This is a genomic window from Moritella sp. JT01 (assembly GCF_001574435.1).
Lineage (GTDB): Bacteria > Pseudomonadota > Gammaproteobacteria > Enterobacterales > Moritellaceae > Moritella.
This window is the reverse complement of sequence record NZ_LOCN01000019.1, coordinates 191159-209434: the sequence shown is the minus strand read 5'-3', so window position 1 is coordinate 209434 and position 18276 is coordinate 191159. Positions and strand designations below refer to the sequence as shown.

Annotated in this window: 14 protein-coding genes and 1 pseudogene; 6 read left to right on the top strand and 9 right to left on the bottom strand. The window is 41.0% G+C overall.

Going from position 1 to position 18276, the window contains the following annotated elements:
• Position 1: 1 nt before the first annotated feature.
• The gene (locus AKG98_RS15395; RefSeq protein ID WP_067047680.1) at positions 2 to 1267 is read left to right on the top strand and encodes a peptide synthetase; all 1266 of its coding nucleotides are present in this window, start codon (positions 2 to 4) and stop codon (positions 1265 to 1267) included.
• A gap of 110 nt (positions 1268 to 1377) precedes the next feature.
• Here AKG98_RS15395 and AKG98_RS15390 read toward each other — a convergent pair whose 3' ends face one another.
• The 5 genes from AKG98_RS15390 to ubiG form a co-directional block, all read right to left on the bottom strand.
• Complete coding sequence (locus AKG98_RS15390) at positions 1378 to 2220, bottom strand: DUF692 family multinuclear iron-containing protein (RefSeq protein ID WP_067047676.1); 843 nt, start codon at positions 2218 to 2220, stop codon at positions 1378 to 1380.
• A 277-nt stretch (positions 2221 to 2497) separates the two neighbouring features.
• Entirely contained in the window at positions 2498 to 2773 is a 276-nt protein-coding gene (yfaE, locus tag AKG98_RS15385; protein ID WP_067047673.1) for a class I ribonucleotide reductase maintenance protein YfaE, read from the bottom strand.
• Positions 2773 to 3903 (bottom strand): class Ia ribonucleoside-diphosphate reductase subunit beta, encoded by a 1131-nt coding sequence (nrdB, locus tag AKG98_RS15380; RefSeq protein ID WP_067047670.1) that lies wholly within the window; start codon positions 3901 to 3903, stop codon positions 2773 to 2775. The genes yfaE and nrdB overlap by 1 nt, the downstream gene beginning before the upstream one ends.
• 87 nt (positions 3904 to 3990) lie before the next feature.
• Entirely contained in the window at positions 3991 to 6264 is a 2274-nt protein-coding gene (gene nrdA / locus AKG98_RS15375) for a class 1a ribonucleoside-diphosphate reductase subunit alpha (RefSeq protein WP_067047667.1), read from the bottom strand.
• Between the two features lie 582 nt (positions 6265 to 6846).
• On the bottom strand, positions 6847 to 7545 hold the full coding sequence (gene ubiG, locus AKG98_RS15370) for a bifunctional 2-polyprenyl-6-hydroxyphenol methylase/3-demethylubiquinol 3-O-methyltransferase UbiG (RefSeq protein ID WP_067047665.1): 699 nt from the start codon (positions 7543 to 7545) through the stop codon (positions 6847 to 6849).
• Between the two features lie 250 nt (positions 7546 to 7795).
• Between ubiG and gyrA the strand changes: the two genes are divergently transcribed.
• The 3 genes from gyrA (at position 7796) to AKG98_RS15355 (ending at position 13392) form a co-directional block, all read left to right on the top strand.
• Entirely contained in the window at positions 7796 to 10516 is a 2721-nt protein-coding gene (gyrA, locus tag AKG98_RS15365; RefSeq protein WP_067047662.1) for a DNA topoisomerase (ATP-hydrolyzing) subunit A, read from the top strand.
• A gap of 876 nt (positions 10517 to 11392) precedes the next feature.
• Positions 11393 to 12424 (top strand): group II intron reverse transcriptase/maturase, encoded by a 1032-nt coding sequence (gene ltrA, locus AKG98_RS15360; protein ID WP_369814932.1) that lies wholly within the window; start codon positions 11393 to 11395, stop codon positions 12422 to 12424.
• A 470-nt stretch (positions 12425 to 12894) separates the two neighbouring features.
• Positions 12895 to 13392: a hypothetical protein gene (locus AKG98_RS15355; RefSeq protein WP_067047659.1), complete on the top strand. Its 498-nt coding sequence runs from the start codon at positions 12895 to 12897 to the stop codon at positions 13390 to 13392.
• Between the two features lie 275 nt (positions 13393 to 13667).
• On the opposite strand, the pseudogene AKG98_RS15350 reads toward AKG98_RS15355, so the two are convergent.
• Positions 13668 to 14730 (bottom strand): annotated as a pseudogene (locus AKG98_RS15350) (transposase).
• The gene (locus AKG98_RS22325) at positions 14727 to 14903 is read right to left on the bottom strand and encodes a hypothetical protein (protein ID WP_157534147.1); all 177 of its coding nucleotides are present in this window, start codon (positions 14901 to 14903) and stop codon (positions 14727 to 14729) included. Before AKG98_RS22325 ends, AKG98_RS15350 begins: the two are co-directional and overlap by 4 nt.
• A 213-nt stretch (positions 14904 to 15116) precedes the next feature.
• On the opposite strand from AKG98_RS22325, the gene AKG98_RS15345 reads away from it, so the two are divergent.
• The gene (locus tag AKG98_RS15345) at positions 15117 to 15614 is read left to right on the top strand and encodes a GNAT family N-acetyltransferase (RefSeq protein ID WP_067047656.1); all 498 of its coding nucleotides are present in this window, start codon (positions 15117 to 15119) and stop codon (positions 15612 to 15614) included.
• 114 nt (positions 15615 to 15728) lie between these two features.
• The gene (locus tag AKG98_RS15340) at positions 15729 to 16130 is read left to right on the top strand and encodes a GFA family protein (protein ID WP_067047652.1); all 402 of its coding nucleotides are present in this window, start codon (positions 15729 to 15731) and stop codon (positions 16128 to 16130) included.
• Positions 16131 to 16418: 288 nt separating this feature from the next.
• Here the strand turns inward: AKG98_RS15340 and AKG98_RS15335 are convergent, their stop codons facing one another.
• Together AKG98_RS15335 and AKG98_RS15330 are read right to left on the bottom strand one after the other, a co-directional pair.
• Positions 16419 to 17480 (bottom strand): IS91 family transposase, encoded by a 1062-nt coding sequence (locus AKG98_RS15335; RefSeq protein WP_067047648.1) that lies wholly within the window; start codon positions 17478 to 17480, stop codon positions 16419 to 16421.
• Entirely contained in the window at positions 17477 to 18232 is a 756-nt protein-coding gene (locus tag AKG98_RS15330) for a site-specific integrase (protein WP_067047645.1), read from the bottom strand. Before AKG98_RS15330 ends, AKG98_RS15335 begins: the two co-directional genes overlap by 4 nt.
• Between the last annotated feature and the right edge of the window lie 44 nt (positions 18233 to 18276).

Below are 18276 nucleotides of genomic sequence, written 5' to 3'. Positions count from 1 at the left end.
GATGACGTTTAAACGTAAACTTTCACCAACAGAGCGTTTTTATATTAGTTGTGATGATTTTAATGCCGAAGAAACCGCAACTTGTGTTGCTAATCAAATGGTACTTGAAGGCCACGGTAATATTGATATATCCGCGTGGCAACAAGCGGTCACCCAGGCTTCAGCAGTATTACAAGGAACGCGGTTTAAACTTGCAGGTAAGCTTGGTTTTAGCCACTGGTCTGATGCAGGTCAAACGACAGAGCTTGAAGTTATACGGGGGCTAGATTGGGATGGTATGAGCGATAAGTTAGCGCCATTTTTAAATCGTCCTCTCGATGTAAAAACCAGTACGGGTTGTGAAGTATTGCTGGTACTTGGTAATAAAAATGATAAACATCATATTATTTTTAGAACGCATCATGCGGTAATGGATGGGCGAGGTACAAAAACGTTTGCTGATGAAGTATTACGAGCCCTGCGTCAGCAGCCGTTACAAGGTGATAATAGTTTTGTACGTGATATTGATCTCGCTAAATCAGTGACATCAATACCTGGTGACAAAATAACCGATACCGTTGCAGCACCAACGGGAGTTCCCGCAGGGCAAGATTTTGGATCCTCTTGGCAACGCAGAACCCTACCAGGTAGTTATAAAAAAATCTTAGCTAACGCGGCTATTAGCATTGCTAAGTTAGCAAATCTCTATTCTGACTCAGCAGTACGTATTCAACTCCCTGTTGATTTACGTATGCATGACGCCGATATTATCTCAACGGGGAATTTAACTGGTGGACTATTAATGCAAGTATCACCAGAAACAACCACTGCCGATTGGGCTAAGCAAATTAAGTTGAAAATTGCGGATAATGAACATGCAAGAATGCCTCGCTTTGCCGGTGTGCCAACACTCAATGCATTAAATTGGGTGCCATTGGCATGGTTGAAAAAATGCAATGACAAATTAGCGTTGAAACGACAAGAAACAGGTCAGTACCGTACTTCCGCTATTATTTCTAACCTGGGTCTCCTTAAGGTGGATGAATACAGTGCTGCTGGTTTCAACTGTTCGAGTGTTTTTTTTATCCCACCTTATTTTAATACAACGGCGTTATTTTTAGTGTTAGCGGGCAATAAAGAGGGGGTTGAAGTTATTTTGCGTATACCACACCAACTAAGCAGTAATGGCCGTTCTGAGCACGCGTTATCACAAATATGTCATGGCATTTGCTATGGGCATGAACAAGATATGGATAAACTTGAGCACCCTGTTAAGCAGGCTAGTTAATGGGTGACTATATGGTTCACTGGAAAATGAGCAGGAACGTGGTTTATATCGGGGGTCATCTGCTGGTTTTTAGATTGTTTTTACGACTGTAATCTAGAGAGCTAATTTGATTAACATGTGTTTTTAAAACGTTGTGATTTCAATATCATTTTTTGAGCTGTATGTGCTTCATGCAGTAATTCATTGAGTTGTGGAATATTAGTATCCCATTCAATGAGGGTTGGGATTGTGTTGCAATGCTGCAAATAATATTCAAATAGCTGCCATACTTCGGGCGTTACCTTTTGGCCATGTTCTTGGTCGAAGGTGATGTGGTTATTCTTTAATTGTTTATTGCTACCAGACAGGTGGATCTCGCTGACAATACCGCTTGGTATTGATGCTAAGTAATCATAAGGGTTGAATTCGAGCTGATGACTACTAATATGAACATTATTAATATCGAGCAATATTTTACAGTTTGTAGCGGCTTGTAGCTCGGTCAAAAAAACGGCTTCTGTCAGGGTATTATTTGCATGTAGGCAATAACAGGCGGGATTTTCGATTGCAATGGTTTGACCTAAAATATGTTGCACTTGTTCAACCCGCCCAATCACACGTTTGAGGTTTTCTTCTGTGTAGGGAATTGCTAATGTATCACTATAATGCTGACCAGCAATGGAGCTCCAGCCTAAATGTTCTGACACACGAAATGGTTGATAACGGTCAATCAGTTTTTTAATATTATGAATATGGATAGTATCAAGTAGCTCATTAGAAGAGAGTGCTAAACCAATACCGTGTAAGCCGATTGGATAGCGGTCATTGGCTTTATCCAAGTAATACGTTGCCTCAGAGTTTATCTCGAAGTGATTCTCACTGTGTACTTCTATCCAGCCAATATCTACTTGGCTATTAGTGAGTTGCTCATAATGTGCTGGACGCATACCGATCCCAACTAAATCATCTAACATAAAGTTGTCCTATTTTAAAAACGGTGGTACTTATACGTTATTGAAGTGCTTATACGTTATTGAAGTTTTTATATGTTATTGAAAGGAGTATGGGTAAGGTTTGCTCGTTTTGCAAAGTAAATCACATTCTATCTCGTAAGGTATTGAGAGTTGGATTATGTGAGGTGAGAAAATGAATGTTGGATCACAATATGAACAAGCCTTAACATAGTGCATATTGTTAAGGCTTGTTATTTTTCGGGTGTAAATACACGCTACTTAATTAATCATAAGTATATTATGCTGAATCTGTTATTGTCGCGATCACAGCAAGTGTGATGTCACTATCTGCTTTACAGCAACAGGGTAATATCGAGCCCGCTGCAACCACTGCGAGTGGCTCGGTTGTATAAGTAACCGATCCAGAAGTTAATGGTGTTCGGCAAGCGCCACAATAGCCCTGGCGGCACTGGTATTCAATTTGATGACCAGTGCGCTCAAGCGTATCAAGCAGGGAGTTATCTTGTGTTGAAACTTGATAGCGCCCTGAATCAGTCGTCAGCGTAATCGACATTATAAAACGAATGAACCAATATCTGCGTGGTTGATTTCAGCGTTAATTTGACCAACTAAGTATGAGCTGATTTCTGACTCTTGTGGTGCAACTTGTACGTTATCAGAGATTAACCAAGCATTGATCCACGGTAGTGGGTTGCTTTTCACTTCAAACGCCTTAGGTAGACCAACGGCCGCCATACGGGTATTGGTAATGTATTCAATATAATCAGCAAGAATATCTTTATTCAAGCCTATCATAGACCCATCTTTGAACAGATATTCTGCCCATTCTTTTTCTTGCTGTGCTGCATCGGTAAATATTTTTTGTGTTTCTTGGAAGCACTCAATCGAGATCTCTTGCATCTCTGGATCGTCTTTACCATCCGCCATTAAGTTTAGAATGTGTTGGGTACTGGTTAAATGCAGGGCTTCATCACGCGCAATAAGCTTGATGATTTTAGCGTTACCTTCCATTAATTCACGTTCTGCAAAAGCGAAAGAGCAAGCAAAGCTGACATAGAAACGGACCGCTTCAAGTACGTTTACCGATACCATTGCGAGGTATAATTTCTTCTTCACTGCACGCTGGCTAACGACAATTGTTTCACCGTTTACGACATGTGTGCCTTCACCAAGTTGGTGTAGTTGTTGAGTCGCATTGATTAAGTCATCGTAATAACCGGCAATGTCTTTGGCGCGTTTTAGAATCTCTTCATTGGCAACGATATCATCGAATACTTCTGATGGGTCGTTAATAATATTACGAATAATATGGGTGTACGAGCGTGAGTGAATAGTTTCACTGAATGACCAGGTCTCGATCCAAGTTTCTAGTTCTGGTAGTGACACCAGTGGTAAAAAGGCAACGTTAGGAGAACGGCCTTGAATACTGTCTAATAATGTTTGGTATTTCAGATTACTGATGAAAATGTGTTTTTCGTGATCAGGTAATTGCTGATAATCAATACGATCTTTACTTACATCAACTTCTTCTGGTCGCCAAAAAAATGATAACTGACGTTCAATTAACTTTTCAAAAATTTCATATTTTTGTTGGTCAAAGCGGGCAACGTTAACATGTTGGCCGAAAAACATTGGTTCTTTTAATTGATCATTTGGGGTTTGGCAAAAAGTAGTGTAACTCATTGGTCATCTCTATTAATACATTAAATTGGCAGCCTAAGCTGCCAAATGAAAGGGTGTAGGTTTAACTTGGTGTATGTAGTTGATTGTTTAGATCTTACATGCGCCGCCTTCACAACCCTCGTCTTCTTTAACTACATCTACGTCTGATGCACCGTCACGTGTGTTATGGTAGTAAAGCGTTTTTAAGCCGTACTTATACGCTAACATCAGATCGGTTAACAGCGTTGTCATCGGTACTTTTTGCCCCGGGAAACGTTGTGGATCATAGTTAGTGTTAGCTGAAATCGCTTGGTCTACGAATTTCTGCATTAAACCAACAAGTTGTAAATAACCGGTATTACTTGGAATGTTCCAAAGTAGCTCGTAGCTATCACGTAGATTTTCGTAATCAGGTACAACTTGCTTCAAAATACCGTCTTTACTTGCTTTAATACTGATTAAACCACGTGGTGGCTCAATACCATTTGTCGCATTTGAAATCTGGCTTGATGTTTCTGATGGCATCAATGCTGTTAGTGTTGAGTTACGTAAGCCGTGCTCTTTAATTTCGCTACGTAATGTTTCCCAATCTAGATGCAGTTCTTCATCACAAATCTCATCTAACGCTGACTTATACGTATCAATTGGTAAGATACCTTGTGCGTAAGTTGTTTCGTTAAATGCTAAACACGGACCTTGTTCTTTCGACAGGTTCATTGACGCTTTTAATAGATAGAATTGAATTGCTTCAAATGTCTTATGCGTTAAGTTGTTTGCACTACCGTCTGAGTATTTAACCCCGTTTTTCGCTAGGTAGTATGCGTAGTTAATCACGCCTATACCTAATGAACGACGCGCCATTGTTGACTTTTCAGCCGCTGGCATCGGGTAGTCTTGGTAATCAAGTAAGCTATCTAGTGCGCGAACTGCAAGGTCTGCAAGGTTTTCTAATTCACTTAGGTCTTTAATTGCACCCAGGTTGAACGCTGATAATGTACATAGTGCAATTTCACCATCTTCATCACCAGGGTGCTGCATTGGTTTCGTTGGTAATGCAATTTCTAGACATAAGTTACTTTGTCTTATCGGTGCCACAGCTGGGTCAAATGGGCTGTGGGTATTGCAGTGGTCCACATTCTGAATGTAGATACGACCAGTACTTGCACGTTCTTGCATGAGTAAAGCAAACAGTTCGCTGGCTTTAATCGTTTGCTTGCGAATTGATGGGTCTTGTTCATAAAGCGTGTATAGACGCTCAAATTCATCCTGATCTTGGAAGAATGCATCATACAAACCATCAACATCAGACGGGCTGAATAAAGTAATGTCTGTGTTATCAATTAAACGTTGGTACATTAAACGGTTAAGTTGCACGCCGTAGTCAAGGTGACGTACACGGTTTTCTTCAACACCACGGTTATTTTTAAGTACAAGAAGTGACTCAACTTCTAAGTGCCACAATGGGTAGAATAATGTTGCTGCACCACCACGAACGCCACCTTGAGAGCAAGATTTAACTGCTGTCTGGAAGTGTTTGTAGAATGGGATACAACCAGTGTGGAATGCTTCACCACCACGGATTGAGCTACCTAGGGCACGAATACGACCTGCATTGATACCGATACCTGCACGTTGCGATACATATTTAACAATAGAGTTAGATACTGCATTGATAGAATCTAGGCTATCGTCACACTCAATCAGTACACATGAACTGAATTGACGAGTAGGGGTACGAACACCGGCCATGATTGGTGTTGGCAGTGAAATCTTAAACGTTGACGTTGCTTCGTAGAAACGACGAATGTAGTCCATACGAACAGATTTGTCATAAGTCGCAAATAAGCTCGCAGCCACTAAGATATAGAGAAATTGTGGGCTTTCGAAGATATCACCAGAAATACGGTTTTGTAGTAGGTATTTACCTTCTAATTGCTTAATTGCAGCGTAAGAGAAGTTCATGTCACGCCAGTGATCAACTAACTCATCCATTTCTGCGAATTCTTCCGCTGTGTAATCAGCAAGTAGGTGTGCATCATAGCGAAGCGCATCAACATTGAATTTTACGTGATCATAAAGCGCAGGTGGTTCAAATTTACCGTATGCTTTCTTGCGTAGATGGAAGACGGCTAAACGCGCAGACAGATATTGGTAATCTGGTGCTTCTTCACTAATTAAATCCGCTGCAGCTTTGATCATGGTCTCATGTATATCTTCAGTACGTATGCCGTCATAAAACTGGATGTGAGATTTTAACTCAACCAGTGACACCGAGACATTATTCAACCCTTTGGCTGCCCATTTGATCACGCGGTGGATCTTTTCAAGATCGATCGTTTCTTGCTTACCGCTGCGTTTTGTAACTAGTAAATTCTTATTCATTTAGCTGACTGACCTTAAAACAATGTTAAGAATATTTCCACCAACACTAGTATTGATATTCTTGTTAATACACAAGATGTAGTGTTGTCCTGTATTTATGCATACAAGATAGTGTGATAATCGTGTTTTGGCAAGTAGCACTAAACTGAACAACATGTGGATAATTTAGTGAGTTAGTGGCGACTTTCATTCTGGCCTCAGTGATCAATTACGGTTAGCAAAAATCAACAGTTAAAGTGAAAAAAAAAAGAAAAAAAAGTGTTGCCAAGGTTGTGAGGAGATCCTCAAAAATTTTGATTATATTTACAGCTAATTCGTTTATAAAACTACCACGCAAGTACTAATTTAGTATTTTTTGAGGTGGCTGTTATTACAAACAATACCGTCATTTTATACGCAGTAAGTTTCATATTACCTATAAAGTAGATAACTTTGTTTGCGCGTGTTGATTAGAGTGGGCCCAGTTATTTGGGTTAAATGACAGTAAATGGCTATATAGAGGTAGTGAATTTAAAGCAGGAAAAGAGGCGTTGAGCTACTCACCTAACAGCGAAGGTGCTGTTAGGTGAAATGAGGATTACATTAATCGATAAGCTGCGTGTGTAGCATATAGTTAACGTCAACATTCTCGCCTAGTTTGAACTGGTCAACTAATGGAATGTAATGTAGGCCTGTCATGTGATGACAGAATAGACCCGATTGATCAACCCAGTGCAGTAATTCTGAAGGACGGATAAATTTCTTATGATCATGGGTACCGTTAGGCATCATTTTTAAGATTTTTTCAGCACCAACAATCATAAATAAGTACGATTTTAAATTACGATTGATTGTCGAGAAGAATACATGGCCACCTGGTTTTACAAGACGCATACAAGCGTTAACCACAGAGCCTGGATCAGGTACGTGTTCTAGCATTTCCATACACGTGATCACATCAAAGCTGTTTGGTTGCTCTTCTGCTAACTCTTCGATTAATACTTGGCGGTATTCAACTTCAGTTTCAGATTCAAGCGCATGCAATTTTGCCACGTTGAGGGGTTCTTTACCCATATCAACACCCAGTGCTTTTGCACCACGGCGAGCCATGCTCTCAGTTAAGATACCGCCACCGCAGCCAACATCAAGAACTCTCTTGCCAAATAAGCCTCCACAGCGCTCATCAATGTAATCTAAGCGTAATGGATTGATTTGATGTAATGGCTTGAAGTCACCCGCTGGATCCCACCAACGACTGGCCATGGCTTCAAATTTAGCGATTTCCTGTTTATCTACATTCATACAAAGTCTTCTTGATACGTTAATTAAGGTGAAAAGTAATTAAGGTGAAACATAAAAATATGGACACAGTATATAACGAGAAAACGATTTCAGAAGTATTATTTATAGGTGAGTGAATAAATAGTTAATAAAATTGTATTCAAGTGAGTTAATTTTCTTATATATTGTATTTGCTGGCAAATATTATGCTAGAATGAATCTCTAAAAAATATAATAGAAAGCACTTTAAAACTTAGGGGTAAAGGCTTATATGAGTAATTTAGCCACAGCAATCACACCCATCAATATTGAAGAAGAATTAAAAAATTCCTATTTAGATTACGCTATGAGCGTTATTGTTGGTCGTGCTCTTCCTGATGTTCGCGATGGGTTAAAGCCAGTTCATCGCCGCGTTTTATTCGCGATGAACGAATTGAAGAATGATTGGAACAAACCATATAAAAAATCAGCACGTGTTGTTGGTGACGTAATCGGTAAATATCACCCACACGGTGATACAGCTGTTTATGACACTATTGTACGTATGGCGCAGCCTTTCTCTTTGCGCTACATGCTGGTTGATGGTCAAGGTAACTTCGGTTCTGTTGACGGCGACTCTGCAGCCGCAATGCGTTATACCGAAATCAGAATGTCAAAAATTGCGCATGAATTACTTGCTGATTTAGACAAGGAAACGGTAGATTTCGTAGCTAACTATGATGGTACTGAATTTATTCCGGAAGTTATGCCTACACGTATCCCTAACCTATTGGTTAATGGTTCGTCAGGTATTGCCGTGGGTATGGCAACGAATATCCCACCTCATAATTTAAATGAGGTTATCAATGGTTGTTTAGCATTAATTAAAAATCCAGACCTAAGTCTTGAAGAATTAATGGAATACATTCCGGGTCCTGATTTCCCAACATACGGTATCATTAATGGTAAAGCGGGCATTGAGCAAGCTTACCGTACTGGTCGTGGTAAAATTCATATTCGAGCACGCGCCGATATTGAAACCAATGAACGTGGTCGTGAAACAATTGTTGTTCATGAACTACCGTATCAAGTAAACAAAGCACGTTTGATTGAACGTATTGCTGAGTTTGTAAAAGATAAGAAAATTGAAGGCATCAGTGCCCTACGCGACGAATCTGATAAAGATGGTATGCGTATGGTCGTTGAAGTTAAGCGTGACGCGGTGGGCGAAGTTGTATTAAACAACCTTTACGCTCAAACGCAAATGCAAGTTGTGTTCGGTATCAACATGGTTGCACTGATCGATAAGCAACCAAAAATCTTTACTTTAAAAGAAATGCTAGATGCATTTTTACGCCATCGTCGTGAAGTTGTTACACGTCGTACTGTATTTGAACTGCGTAAAGCCCGTGAACGTGCTCATATCCTTGAGTCGTTAGCGATTGCATTAGCAAATATTGATGACATCATTGCGCTAATTAAGCAATCAGCAACATCTGCAGAAGCAAAACAAGCCTTGATCAGCCGCGGCTGGCAGTTAGGTGATGTGGCTACAATGTTAGAGCGTGCTGGTGATGATGCAGCGCGTCCTGAATGGTTAGAACCTGAGTATGGTATTCGTGAAGGTTCGTATTTCTTAACTGAAATACAAGCTCAAGCGATCCTAGACTTACGTTTGCACAAACTAACAGGTCTAGAACACGAGAAGATTCTTAACGAATACAAAGAATTACTCGAAGTTATTGCTGAGTTGTTGTATATCCTTAATACGCCTACGCGTTTACTAGAAGTGATCACTGAAGAGCTACAAGCTTCAAAAGATGCCTTTGGTGACGAACGCCGTACCGAGATTTCGGCAAGCAGCGCAGACATTAATTTAGAAGACTTAATTGAACGTGAAGATGTTGTAGTAACACTGTCTCATGAAGGTTATGTTAAGTATCAGCCTATTACCGATTACGAAGCGCAGCGCCGTGGTGGTAAAGGTAAATCAGCAACGAAGATGAAAGAAGAAGATTTCATCGAACGTCTGTTGGTTGCTAATACTCATGATCATATTCTGTGCTTCTCAAGCCGTGGTCGCTTGTACTGGATGAAGGTATATCAATTACCATTAGCTAGTCGCCAAGCCCGTGGTAAGCCCATTGTTAACTTACTGCCTCTTGAAGATGGTGAGCGTATTACTGCGATTCTACCTGTGTCTGAGTTTGAAGATGACAAGTTTGTCTTCATGGCAACGGCTAATGGTACAGTGAAGAAAACAGCACTAAGTGCATACAGCAAGCCTCGTGCTGGCGGTATCATCGCTGTTAACCTGAATGAAGGGAATGAACTGATTGGTGTTGATATCACTGATGGTACTAACGACATTATGTTGTTCTCTGATGAAGGTAAAGTAGTACGTTTCTGCGAGTTTGAAGAAACGCCTGTACTTGATGAAGACGGTAACCCGGTTCTAGATGAAAACGGTAAACCTGAAATTAAGTTCAAAGGTGTACGTCCTATGGGTCGTACAGCGACGGGTGTTCGTGGTATCAAACTTGAAGAAGGCCAAAAAGTAGTATCGCTAATCGTACCGAAGAACGATGGCGCTATCTTAACGGCAACAGAAAACGGTTACGGTAAACGTACAGCACTTGAAGAATACCCTGCGAAGAGTCGCGGTACTAAGGGTGTTGTTTCAATTAAAGTAAGTGAACGTAACGGTAAAGTTGTTGGTGCTACACAAGTACTTGAAGGTGATGAGCTAATGCTTATTACTAATGGCGGTACACTAGTAAGAACACGTGCTTCTGAAGTCTCTACGGTTGGTCGTAACACCCAAGGTGTTCGTTTGATCCGTACTGGTAAAGACGAGCTCGTTGTTGGTTTACAACGTATCGATGAAGTTGAAGAAGACGAGAACGCAGTTGTTGTTGATGCAGAAAATGCAGAAGCACCAACCGAAGTTCCTGCTACTCCAACTGACGCGACTGATGCAACAGACAGCGCAGAAGAAGCTACTGAAGAGTAATTAAGGGTAGTGCAGTGATGCATTAACTGAAATTAACTTCATAAGGCCCGCTACTCCTAGAGTAGCGGGCCTTTTTTATGTGTTCAGCAAAGCTGGCAACCCCGTTCACTTGCAAGAAAGTGAACTCACCCTGACTAAGGGGAAGATTATCCGAATGGCAAGGGAGTCACTGGCTAATGGTGGAGTCTGAAGGAAGCCATAGGAAGTTAGGTGTACACAACTAACCGTAACCTGTTTCGGCGGCATTGGTGGGTAAGCGTCCAAAATAGCGCGAAGCCCAATACTTAGTCAGACCAATGCTGTGTTTGAGGGGGGCATATCTAACAGGGCGTCAGTGCAATAACTGGGGAAGCCTGGCATCTAAACTTAATATGAGTAAGTGGCTTAAATTCAAGATGAAACTCAAGATTTAACGTCGATGTGAGGTGGCAGATGAACCTGTAGTAGTGAGTAAGGCTAGGCCTGTGAAAGCCAGTAATGGTGTGGAGGATAAACCAAGCCGACTATCAGCAATATGTCTGATAGAGTCAATTTGAGTCAAAAACACAGATTGGTTGCGAAGGGGGGAAGTGATTTATAAATCACGTAAAATTGATGTAATTTATAATGGGTTCACAAATTACCAAATAAGGTAGAGTCTCTATCAATGGCAAAGGGTGATACCAAAGCTGTAAATAGAACTGAACACGGGGAGTAATTGTTTCTCTTCATTAGAGACATAAAAGGCGATTAAGCATATTGCAAATAAAGGGGTTTACACCTGCTAGAACACTTAACGCGACAACGAAACAAACCTAACCAATATAAACAAAATCAGTAGCGGGTGATGTGAGATAATAATTTGAGAGTACACTATAGCCTTTATGGACGCATGTTATCACTGCAAGCGCTCTACGTGGCATACAAACAAGTGAGAAAAACGGTGGAGCTGCTGGTATTGATGGGCAGAGCATTCGTGATTTCACACAAAACTTGGAAGTAGAGCTCAAACGATTGTTACTCGAACTGCAAGAAAAGCGCTATCAAGCGTGCCCTGTAAAACGTGTCGAGATCGCGAAAGACGATGGCGGCATGAGGTTATTAGGGATCCCCACAGTTCGAGACCGAATTGTTCAACAATGCTTAGCGAATATAATGACACCCATATTTGACCCAAACCTTCATCCATCGAGTTATGGATATCGGGTTGGGCGAAGTTGTCACCAAGCTATTAGCAAAGCCACGCTGTTTATACGAAAGTATAGTAAGCAACACGTTGTTGATATGGATCTGTCTAAATGCTTCGATATGCTTGACCACGACTTGATTATCAAGTTCGTGCTAAAACGGATAGTGGACGGCAGTATCTTAAGTTTGATTAGACAATTTTTAAAAAGTGGGGTCATGGTTGGGGCTCATTGGCAAGAAAGTGTGATTGGTAGTCCACAAGGCGGCGTTATTAGTCCGTTGCTTGCCAACATATACTTAGATGAGTTTGATCAAGAAATGATAAAGCGTCAGCACAGAATAGTGCGATATGCGGATGATATTTTGATATTCTGCACCTCAAAGAAGGGCGCAGATAACGCGTTAAAAGCAGCAAGCCATATCTTAGAAGTGACACTGAAACTTAAAGTGAATGAGCGTAAAACCCATATCGCACATAGCGGTACAGGTATAAAACTCTTGGGTGTAGAAATTTACACAAGTTATACCAAGCTCCAAGAAAAGAAACTTAGCGCATTTAAAGTGAAGGTAAAGGAACTGACCAAACGCAATGGAGGCGTTAATTTAGCAACAGTGTTAAAACGGCTCAATCCAGTGCTGAGGGGTTCTGTAAATTACTTCAAAATAGCCAACATAACGACCATACTCAAAAAGCTAGCTCCTTGGGTTAGACGCAGGCTGCGAGCTGTACAACTGAGATAGTGGAAGAAGTCGAGCAAATTGCACAGGCGTCTGAAACAATTAAAGTATAAACCGCCATTTCGGTTCATCAAAATGAGCTCATGGTGAAATAGTGCAAGTCCGTTAGCGACTTATGCGATGTCTAATCAGCGGTTTAAAATGATAAGTCTGTATTCAATAGACGAAGTTAAAACAGGAGTTCTCGCTCCTTTTTACTAAGGAATAGTAAATTACAGGAGCCGTATACGAGGTCCGTACGTACGGTTCTGTGAGAGGGATGAGGTATAAGCCTCACCCGACTCGATATGGGAAAATTGTCGTCGGGTGGTTTTACTATATCCCATGCTTTTTTAATGAAATCTCCTTATTTTATGGTGCTATGGTAATTATTGTTGTTCAAACGTAATTGTGCTGTTGGCGCAGTTAGACAATATTAATATTCTGAACTCCTAGAACATGAGGGTGAATGGACTATAAATAAGGGATAAATAATGAAATTAATGCGTGGTTACAGAGGTGATGCTCGAGATCCTGATACGTTAAAGAGTCATGGTGGCCTAGCAGGCTTTATTGCTTTGAAATTATATTTTGCCTTAATTTTTCTGAGCATTTCAGGGTTTACAAATACCTCAAATAAAGAAGTGGAAAATCATCATATTGGCTCATGGGATCTTGTAGCTGACTATGTAGCTGACTATTGTGATGAAACCTATGAATTAAGAGATGAGGGCACTCAAACAGTAATAAGACACCCTGAAATTAGTGTGGGCAAATATACATTTAAAAAGTTTGGTGATACTGATTTTTATGTGTGGGCATATACTGTAATTGAGTACAACAACAAACCAAATTGCAATGGAACATTTGATACACATTTGGGCGAGAAAATTTTAGCGTATGTAAAATTTAAAAATAATTATACAGAGATGCATATTTATTCTTGGCCAAATGAAGAAGCACATATTGGTGGTTACTTAATAAAGCGTTAATGTCGTGTATAACATATAACATATGAAATATAAAAATAGGTGTCGCGCAGCCGACACCTATTCGAGTGTTGAGCAAGCCCAAGCCCTTCTTTATATAGTAAATTACGTGTTTGATCTTAGTGGGTACTACGTCTTTGCGTTAAATCCAAGACGAGCGAAATTGAGATAAATAACAGACTTGTTATTTATCAATTAACTAGCCAGTGTTTACCATAAATTGAGTCTCTCCAAGTTCTAATGTTAATGCCATTATTCCTATTATGTTCGCCTTTCGGCTAGGTCGTTCGCGTAATGCCAACACACCTAATTTCATGCTGACAGCAAGGACAAATACGGATTGCTTTTGCTGTGCTAGTTGCAACGAGCTCAGGCATACTCCAATTAAACAGATGCAGCAATATGACTTGAATACGCATTCGTAGCCGCTTGGCATTACCGTGCAAAAAACCATAATCCCGCACTCGCTGTAATCCTTTGGGTAAGACATGCTGCAAGATGAGCCAGAGAAATTTCAAGGTCGGTAAGGCTCTGGTTTTCGTTGCTTGAGTTTGCCCGTCTTTATATTTGAATGTCACGTTATTATTACTTGTGTCGATGATGTCTTTGTCGGGTAAAACACCTCGATATAAATAGCGTGACAGGTATTGCAATGCAGGCAGACCGTAACCAATTTTTCGGCAATCAACGACCACATTTAGTGGGTAATGTGTCGGTGTTAGCCAGCGATAAATCAGCGTGGTGATTAATTGCTTCGAGCATTCTAGCTCGCCAGACTTTGGCCAGTGCAAAGGCATTAAACAGGTATTTACAGTCTCCTTTGTGCCATTGATTTCGCACTTTATTGTAACTACCACTGACAGCAATAATATGCAGGTGAGGATGTAAGTTACGTTGTCGGCTGTGAGTATGTAAAACGGTGGTAAAGCCTATTTCACCACCGTGTTTACGTTTCGCAAAGTCTTTCAACAGCGATGCCGCAACGGAGAACATGGATTGATAAAGTGCTTTGGGTTGCGAGCGTGCCAATATCCGTAGTTCATAAGGTAGAGTGAAGGTCACCATAAAGTAATGCACGGGCAGTAACTTACTTTGTTGGCGCATTAGCCAATCAGAAGTGGTGCGCTGTTGGCATTGCGGACAATGTCGATGCCCATAGGACAGTGGCAGTCGTTCATCATGTTGGCAATGAGAACAATACCATTGTGATCGACCTTGCTGCCCCGTTTTACAGCTGAGCATGGCATAGATTGCGCGGCGACTGTCATGAGAAAGCTGATTACCAAATTGCCATTCAAACTCGTCATGATGCTGACGAAGCAAGTCAATGAAGGTGCTCATTTCAAACTCCAATCAAGCGTTAATTTATCTGTGGCGTTATCAAAATACGCACTAATCTGTCGAATTACACGAGAATAGGTATCAATAGTCGCTGGTTGTTTACCTTGCAAACGTAAATTGATAAGGTGTTGTTCATAAAGAACATTAAAGCGTTGTTGTTGTGAGTTGTTCATACTGAATTCTCCAATTTCATCCCCATTATGGTGATGTTATTGGTAAGTATGACAGGTCGGGAAATGACTCCGCCGCGCAGCGGCTTCGTTCAACAAGTTTGTCAACGAGGACAAATTTTAGCTACGCATTTTGTGTTGCCGCTGCGCGTCAGTATTACACAAACTGTTTCACAAAAATGAGCCTGTTACAAAGGCGTTATGCGTAGGTGGTTTATGAATATTCGAGAATGCCTGAAAAGTGATGCGAAAGCCATTTGTGATATATACAATTATTATATTGAACATACGGTCGTAACTTTTGAAGAAGAGCCGGTTTCTGAGGCTATTATTTTTCAGCGAATTAAATATTACACTAAGGAATATCCTTGGTTAGTGATAGAAAATTCTAACTGTGACGTTGTCGGTTACGCTTATGCCGCAAAATGGGCTGAACGATCAGCATATAAAAAAACTACTGAAATAACGGTTTATCTTGATCATGCCGAATCAGGAAAAGGTTATGGGTCTGAACTATATAGAGCAATGTTATCGACATTATCATCATCTGGTGTCCATGTTGTAGTCGCTGCGATAGCTTTGCCAAATAAAGCCAGTGTAAAGCTTCATGAGTCATTTGGTTTTAGTAAAGTTGCTCACTTTAAAGAAGTAGGGCGTAAGTTTAATTCTTGGGTTGATGTCGGGTATTGGCAAATTATACTTACAAACGAATAACAATAACCTAAACCAGACGGCTAAATCTGTCACATTTTTAGCAAATATACGCAAAAAACTACGCCTGCACGCCGCTGGTTAGGTGGGCGTTATGCAACAGGAGATTAACTCGGGATGAGTTCATGTTTTAATGGTTCTTGCTTATGTGGAAGTGTGCTTTTTTCGGTTGAGAGTTTCAGTGACAAAGCTGCAAACTGTCATTGCTCAATGTGTCGAAAGTTCCACGGTGCAGCATATGGAACTCTAGTCACAGTTAAAGGGTTAAAATGGCTTTTGGGTGAAGAGTTATTAAAAGAGTATGTAGCTGAAAATGGTACAACTCGTACATTCTGCTTAAATTGTGGTTCAAGTTTGGGCTTCCGTTGTAAAGGGGAACCAAGCGAACGAATAGAATTAGCAATATCAACATTTGATGCAGACATTCCCGTAAAAATTGACGCTCGAATATATACAGGCAACAAGGCAAATTGGTGCGAACTAGACCCTAATTTGCCAACATTCGTTGAAGGTCGGTAGATTTAAATGTAGATGTGCGCGTGTTAAGTCGTTGCATAACAAATAAGAATAGGTGTCGCGTAGCCGACACCTTATTCGGGTGTTGAACAAGCCCGAGCCCTTCTTTATATAGTAAATTACGTGTTTGATCTTGGTGGGCACTTCGTTTTGGAATTAAACCCAAGACGAGCGAAATTGAGATAAATAACAGACCTGTTATTTATCAATTAACTAGCTAGTTGTACCATAAATTTAATATCTCCAACCTGTCATGTTAATGCCATTATTCCTATTATGTTCGCCTTTCGGCTAGGTCGTTCGCGTAATGCCAACACACCTCATTTCATGCTGGCAGCAAGGACAAATCCTGATTGCTTTTGCTGTGCTCGTTGCGACGAGTTCAGGCATTTTCCAATTGAACAGATGCAGCAATATTGTTTGAATGCGCACTCGTAGCCGTGTGGCATTACCGTGTAAAAAGCCATAATCCCGCACTCGCTGTAATCCTTTGGGAAGCACATGTTGCAAGATGAGCCAGAGAAATTGCAACGTCGGTGAAATTCTGGTTTTCGTTGCTTGAGTTTGTCCGTCTTTATAGTTGAATGTCACCGTATTATTGCTTGTATCGATGATATCTTTATCAGGTAATACGCCCCGATATAAATAGCGTGACAGATATTGTAAGGCGGGAAGACCGTAACCGACTTTTCGGCAATCAACGACCCATTTAGAGGGTAATGTGTCAATGTTCGCTAGCGATAAATCAGCGTGCTGATTGATTGCATCAATCATTCTAGCTCGCCAGACTTTAGCCAGTGCAAAGGCGTTAAACAGGTATTTACAGTCTCCTTTATGCCATTGGTTACGCATTTTATTGTAACTACCACTGGCGACAATAATATGCAGGTGAGGATGCAAGTTACGTTGTCGGCTGTGAGTATGCAAAACGGTGGTGAAGCCTATTTCACCGCCGTTTCTACGTTTGGAAAAGTCCTTCAACACACTTGCTGCGACTGAGAACATTGATTGATAGAGTGGCTTGGGTTGCGAACGCGCAAGCGCTCGTAACTCGTAAGGCAAAGTGAACGTGACCAGAAAGTAGTGCACGGGCAGTAACTTTGATTGTTGGCGCTCAAGCCAATCAGAAGTCGTGCGTTGCTGGCATTGCGGACAATGTCGATGGCCGCAAGAAAGCGGCAGTCGGTCATCATGTTGGCAGTGACCACAATACCATTGCGAGCAACCTCGGTTACTCGTTTTACAACTGAGCATAGCGTAGATTGCACTACGGCTTTGATGGGAAAGATGATTGCCAAATTGTTGTTCAAACTCGTCATGATGAATGCGCAGTAAATCAATGAAGGTACTCATTTTAAACTCCAATCTAGCGCTAACTTGTCAGCAAGTTGGTTAATGGCAACTGAAGTATCCTTCTGCTTGAGCTGGGTTAATTGAGTATATCTAGCGGTCGTATTTAACGAGGCGTGACCGAGCAATACTTGCAGAGAGCGCAAATCCAAGCCGTTGTCCAATAAATGAGTAGCAAAGCAATGACGTAGTGAATGGGGGCTGATGAGTTTGTTGATATGACAATCACGCAGAACTTGCTTGATGGCTTTTTGAATGCCGCCTTTAGCATCACGAATATGTATTTGCATGGTTTGGCTATCAATATCATGAACGGTCAGGTTTAAACCTTCGCTTAACCGCAATCCCATGCTGTAAAGCGTGAGAAAGAATACTTGGTAGCGTAGCTTCTTGGTACCGCTAATGACTTTACTTATTTGCGTAGGAGTTAAAATATCAGGCAGGCGTTTAACTTGTGGTGGTTTGACAATGTTGAGCCATTCCCACTGCTTGTCGAGCATATAGCGGTAGAAAAACTGTAAACCGTTACGGTCTAATTTAACGGTACTCCAAGAGTGGGTCTGGATCAGGCTATTGAAATAAACTTTTAAATCAGCAGTAGTTAATGTGTCTGGGGACTTATCAAAATAAGCCGAAATGCGTCGAACTGCACGAGAATAGGCATCAATGGTCGCTGGCCGTTTACCTTGTAGCCTTAAATTGGTAAGGTGTTGTTCATAAAGATAATTAAATCGTTGCTGTTGTGAATGATTCATACTAATAACTCCAGTAAGGCACCATCGAATGGTGATGCTATTGG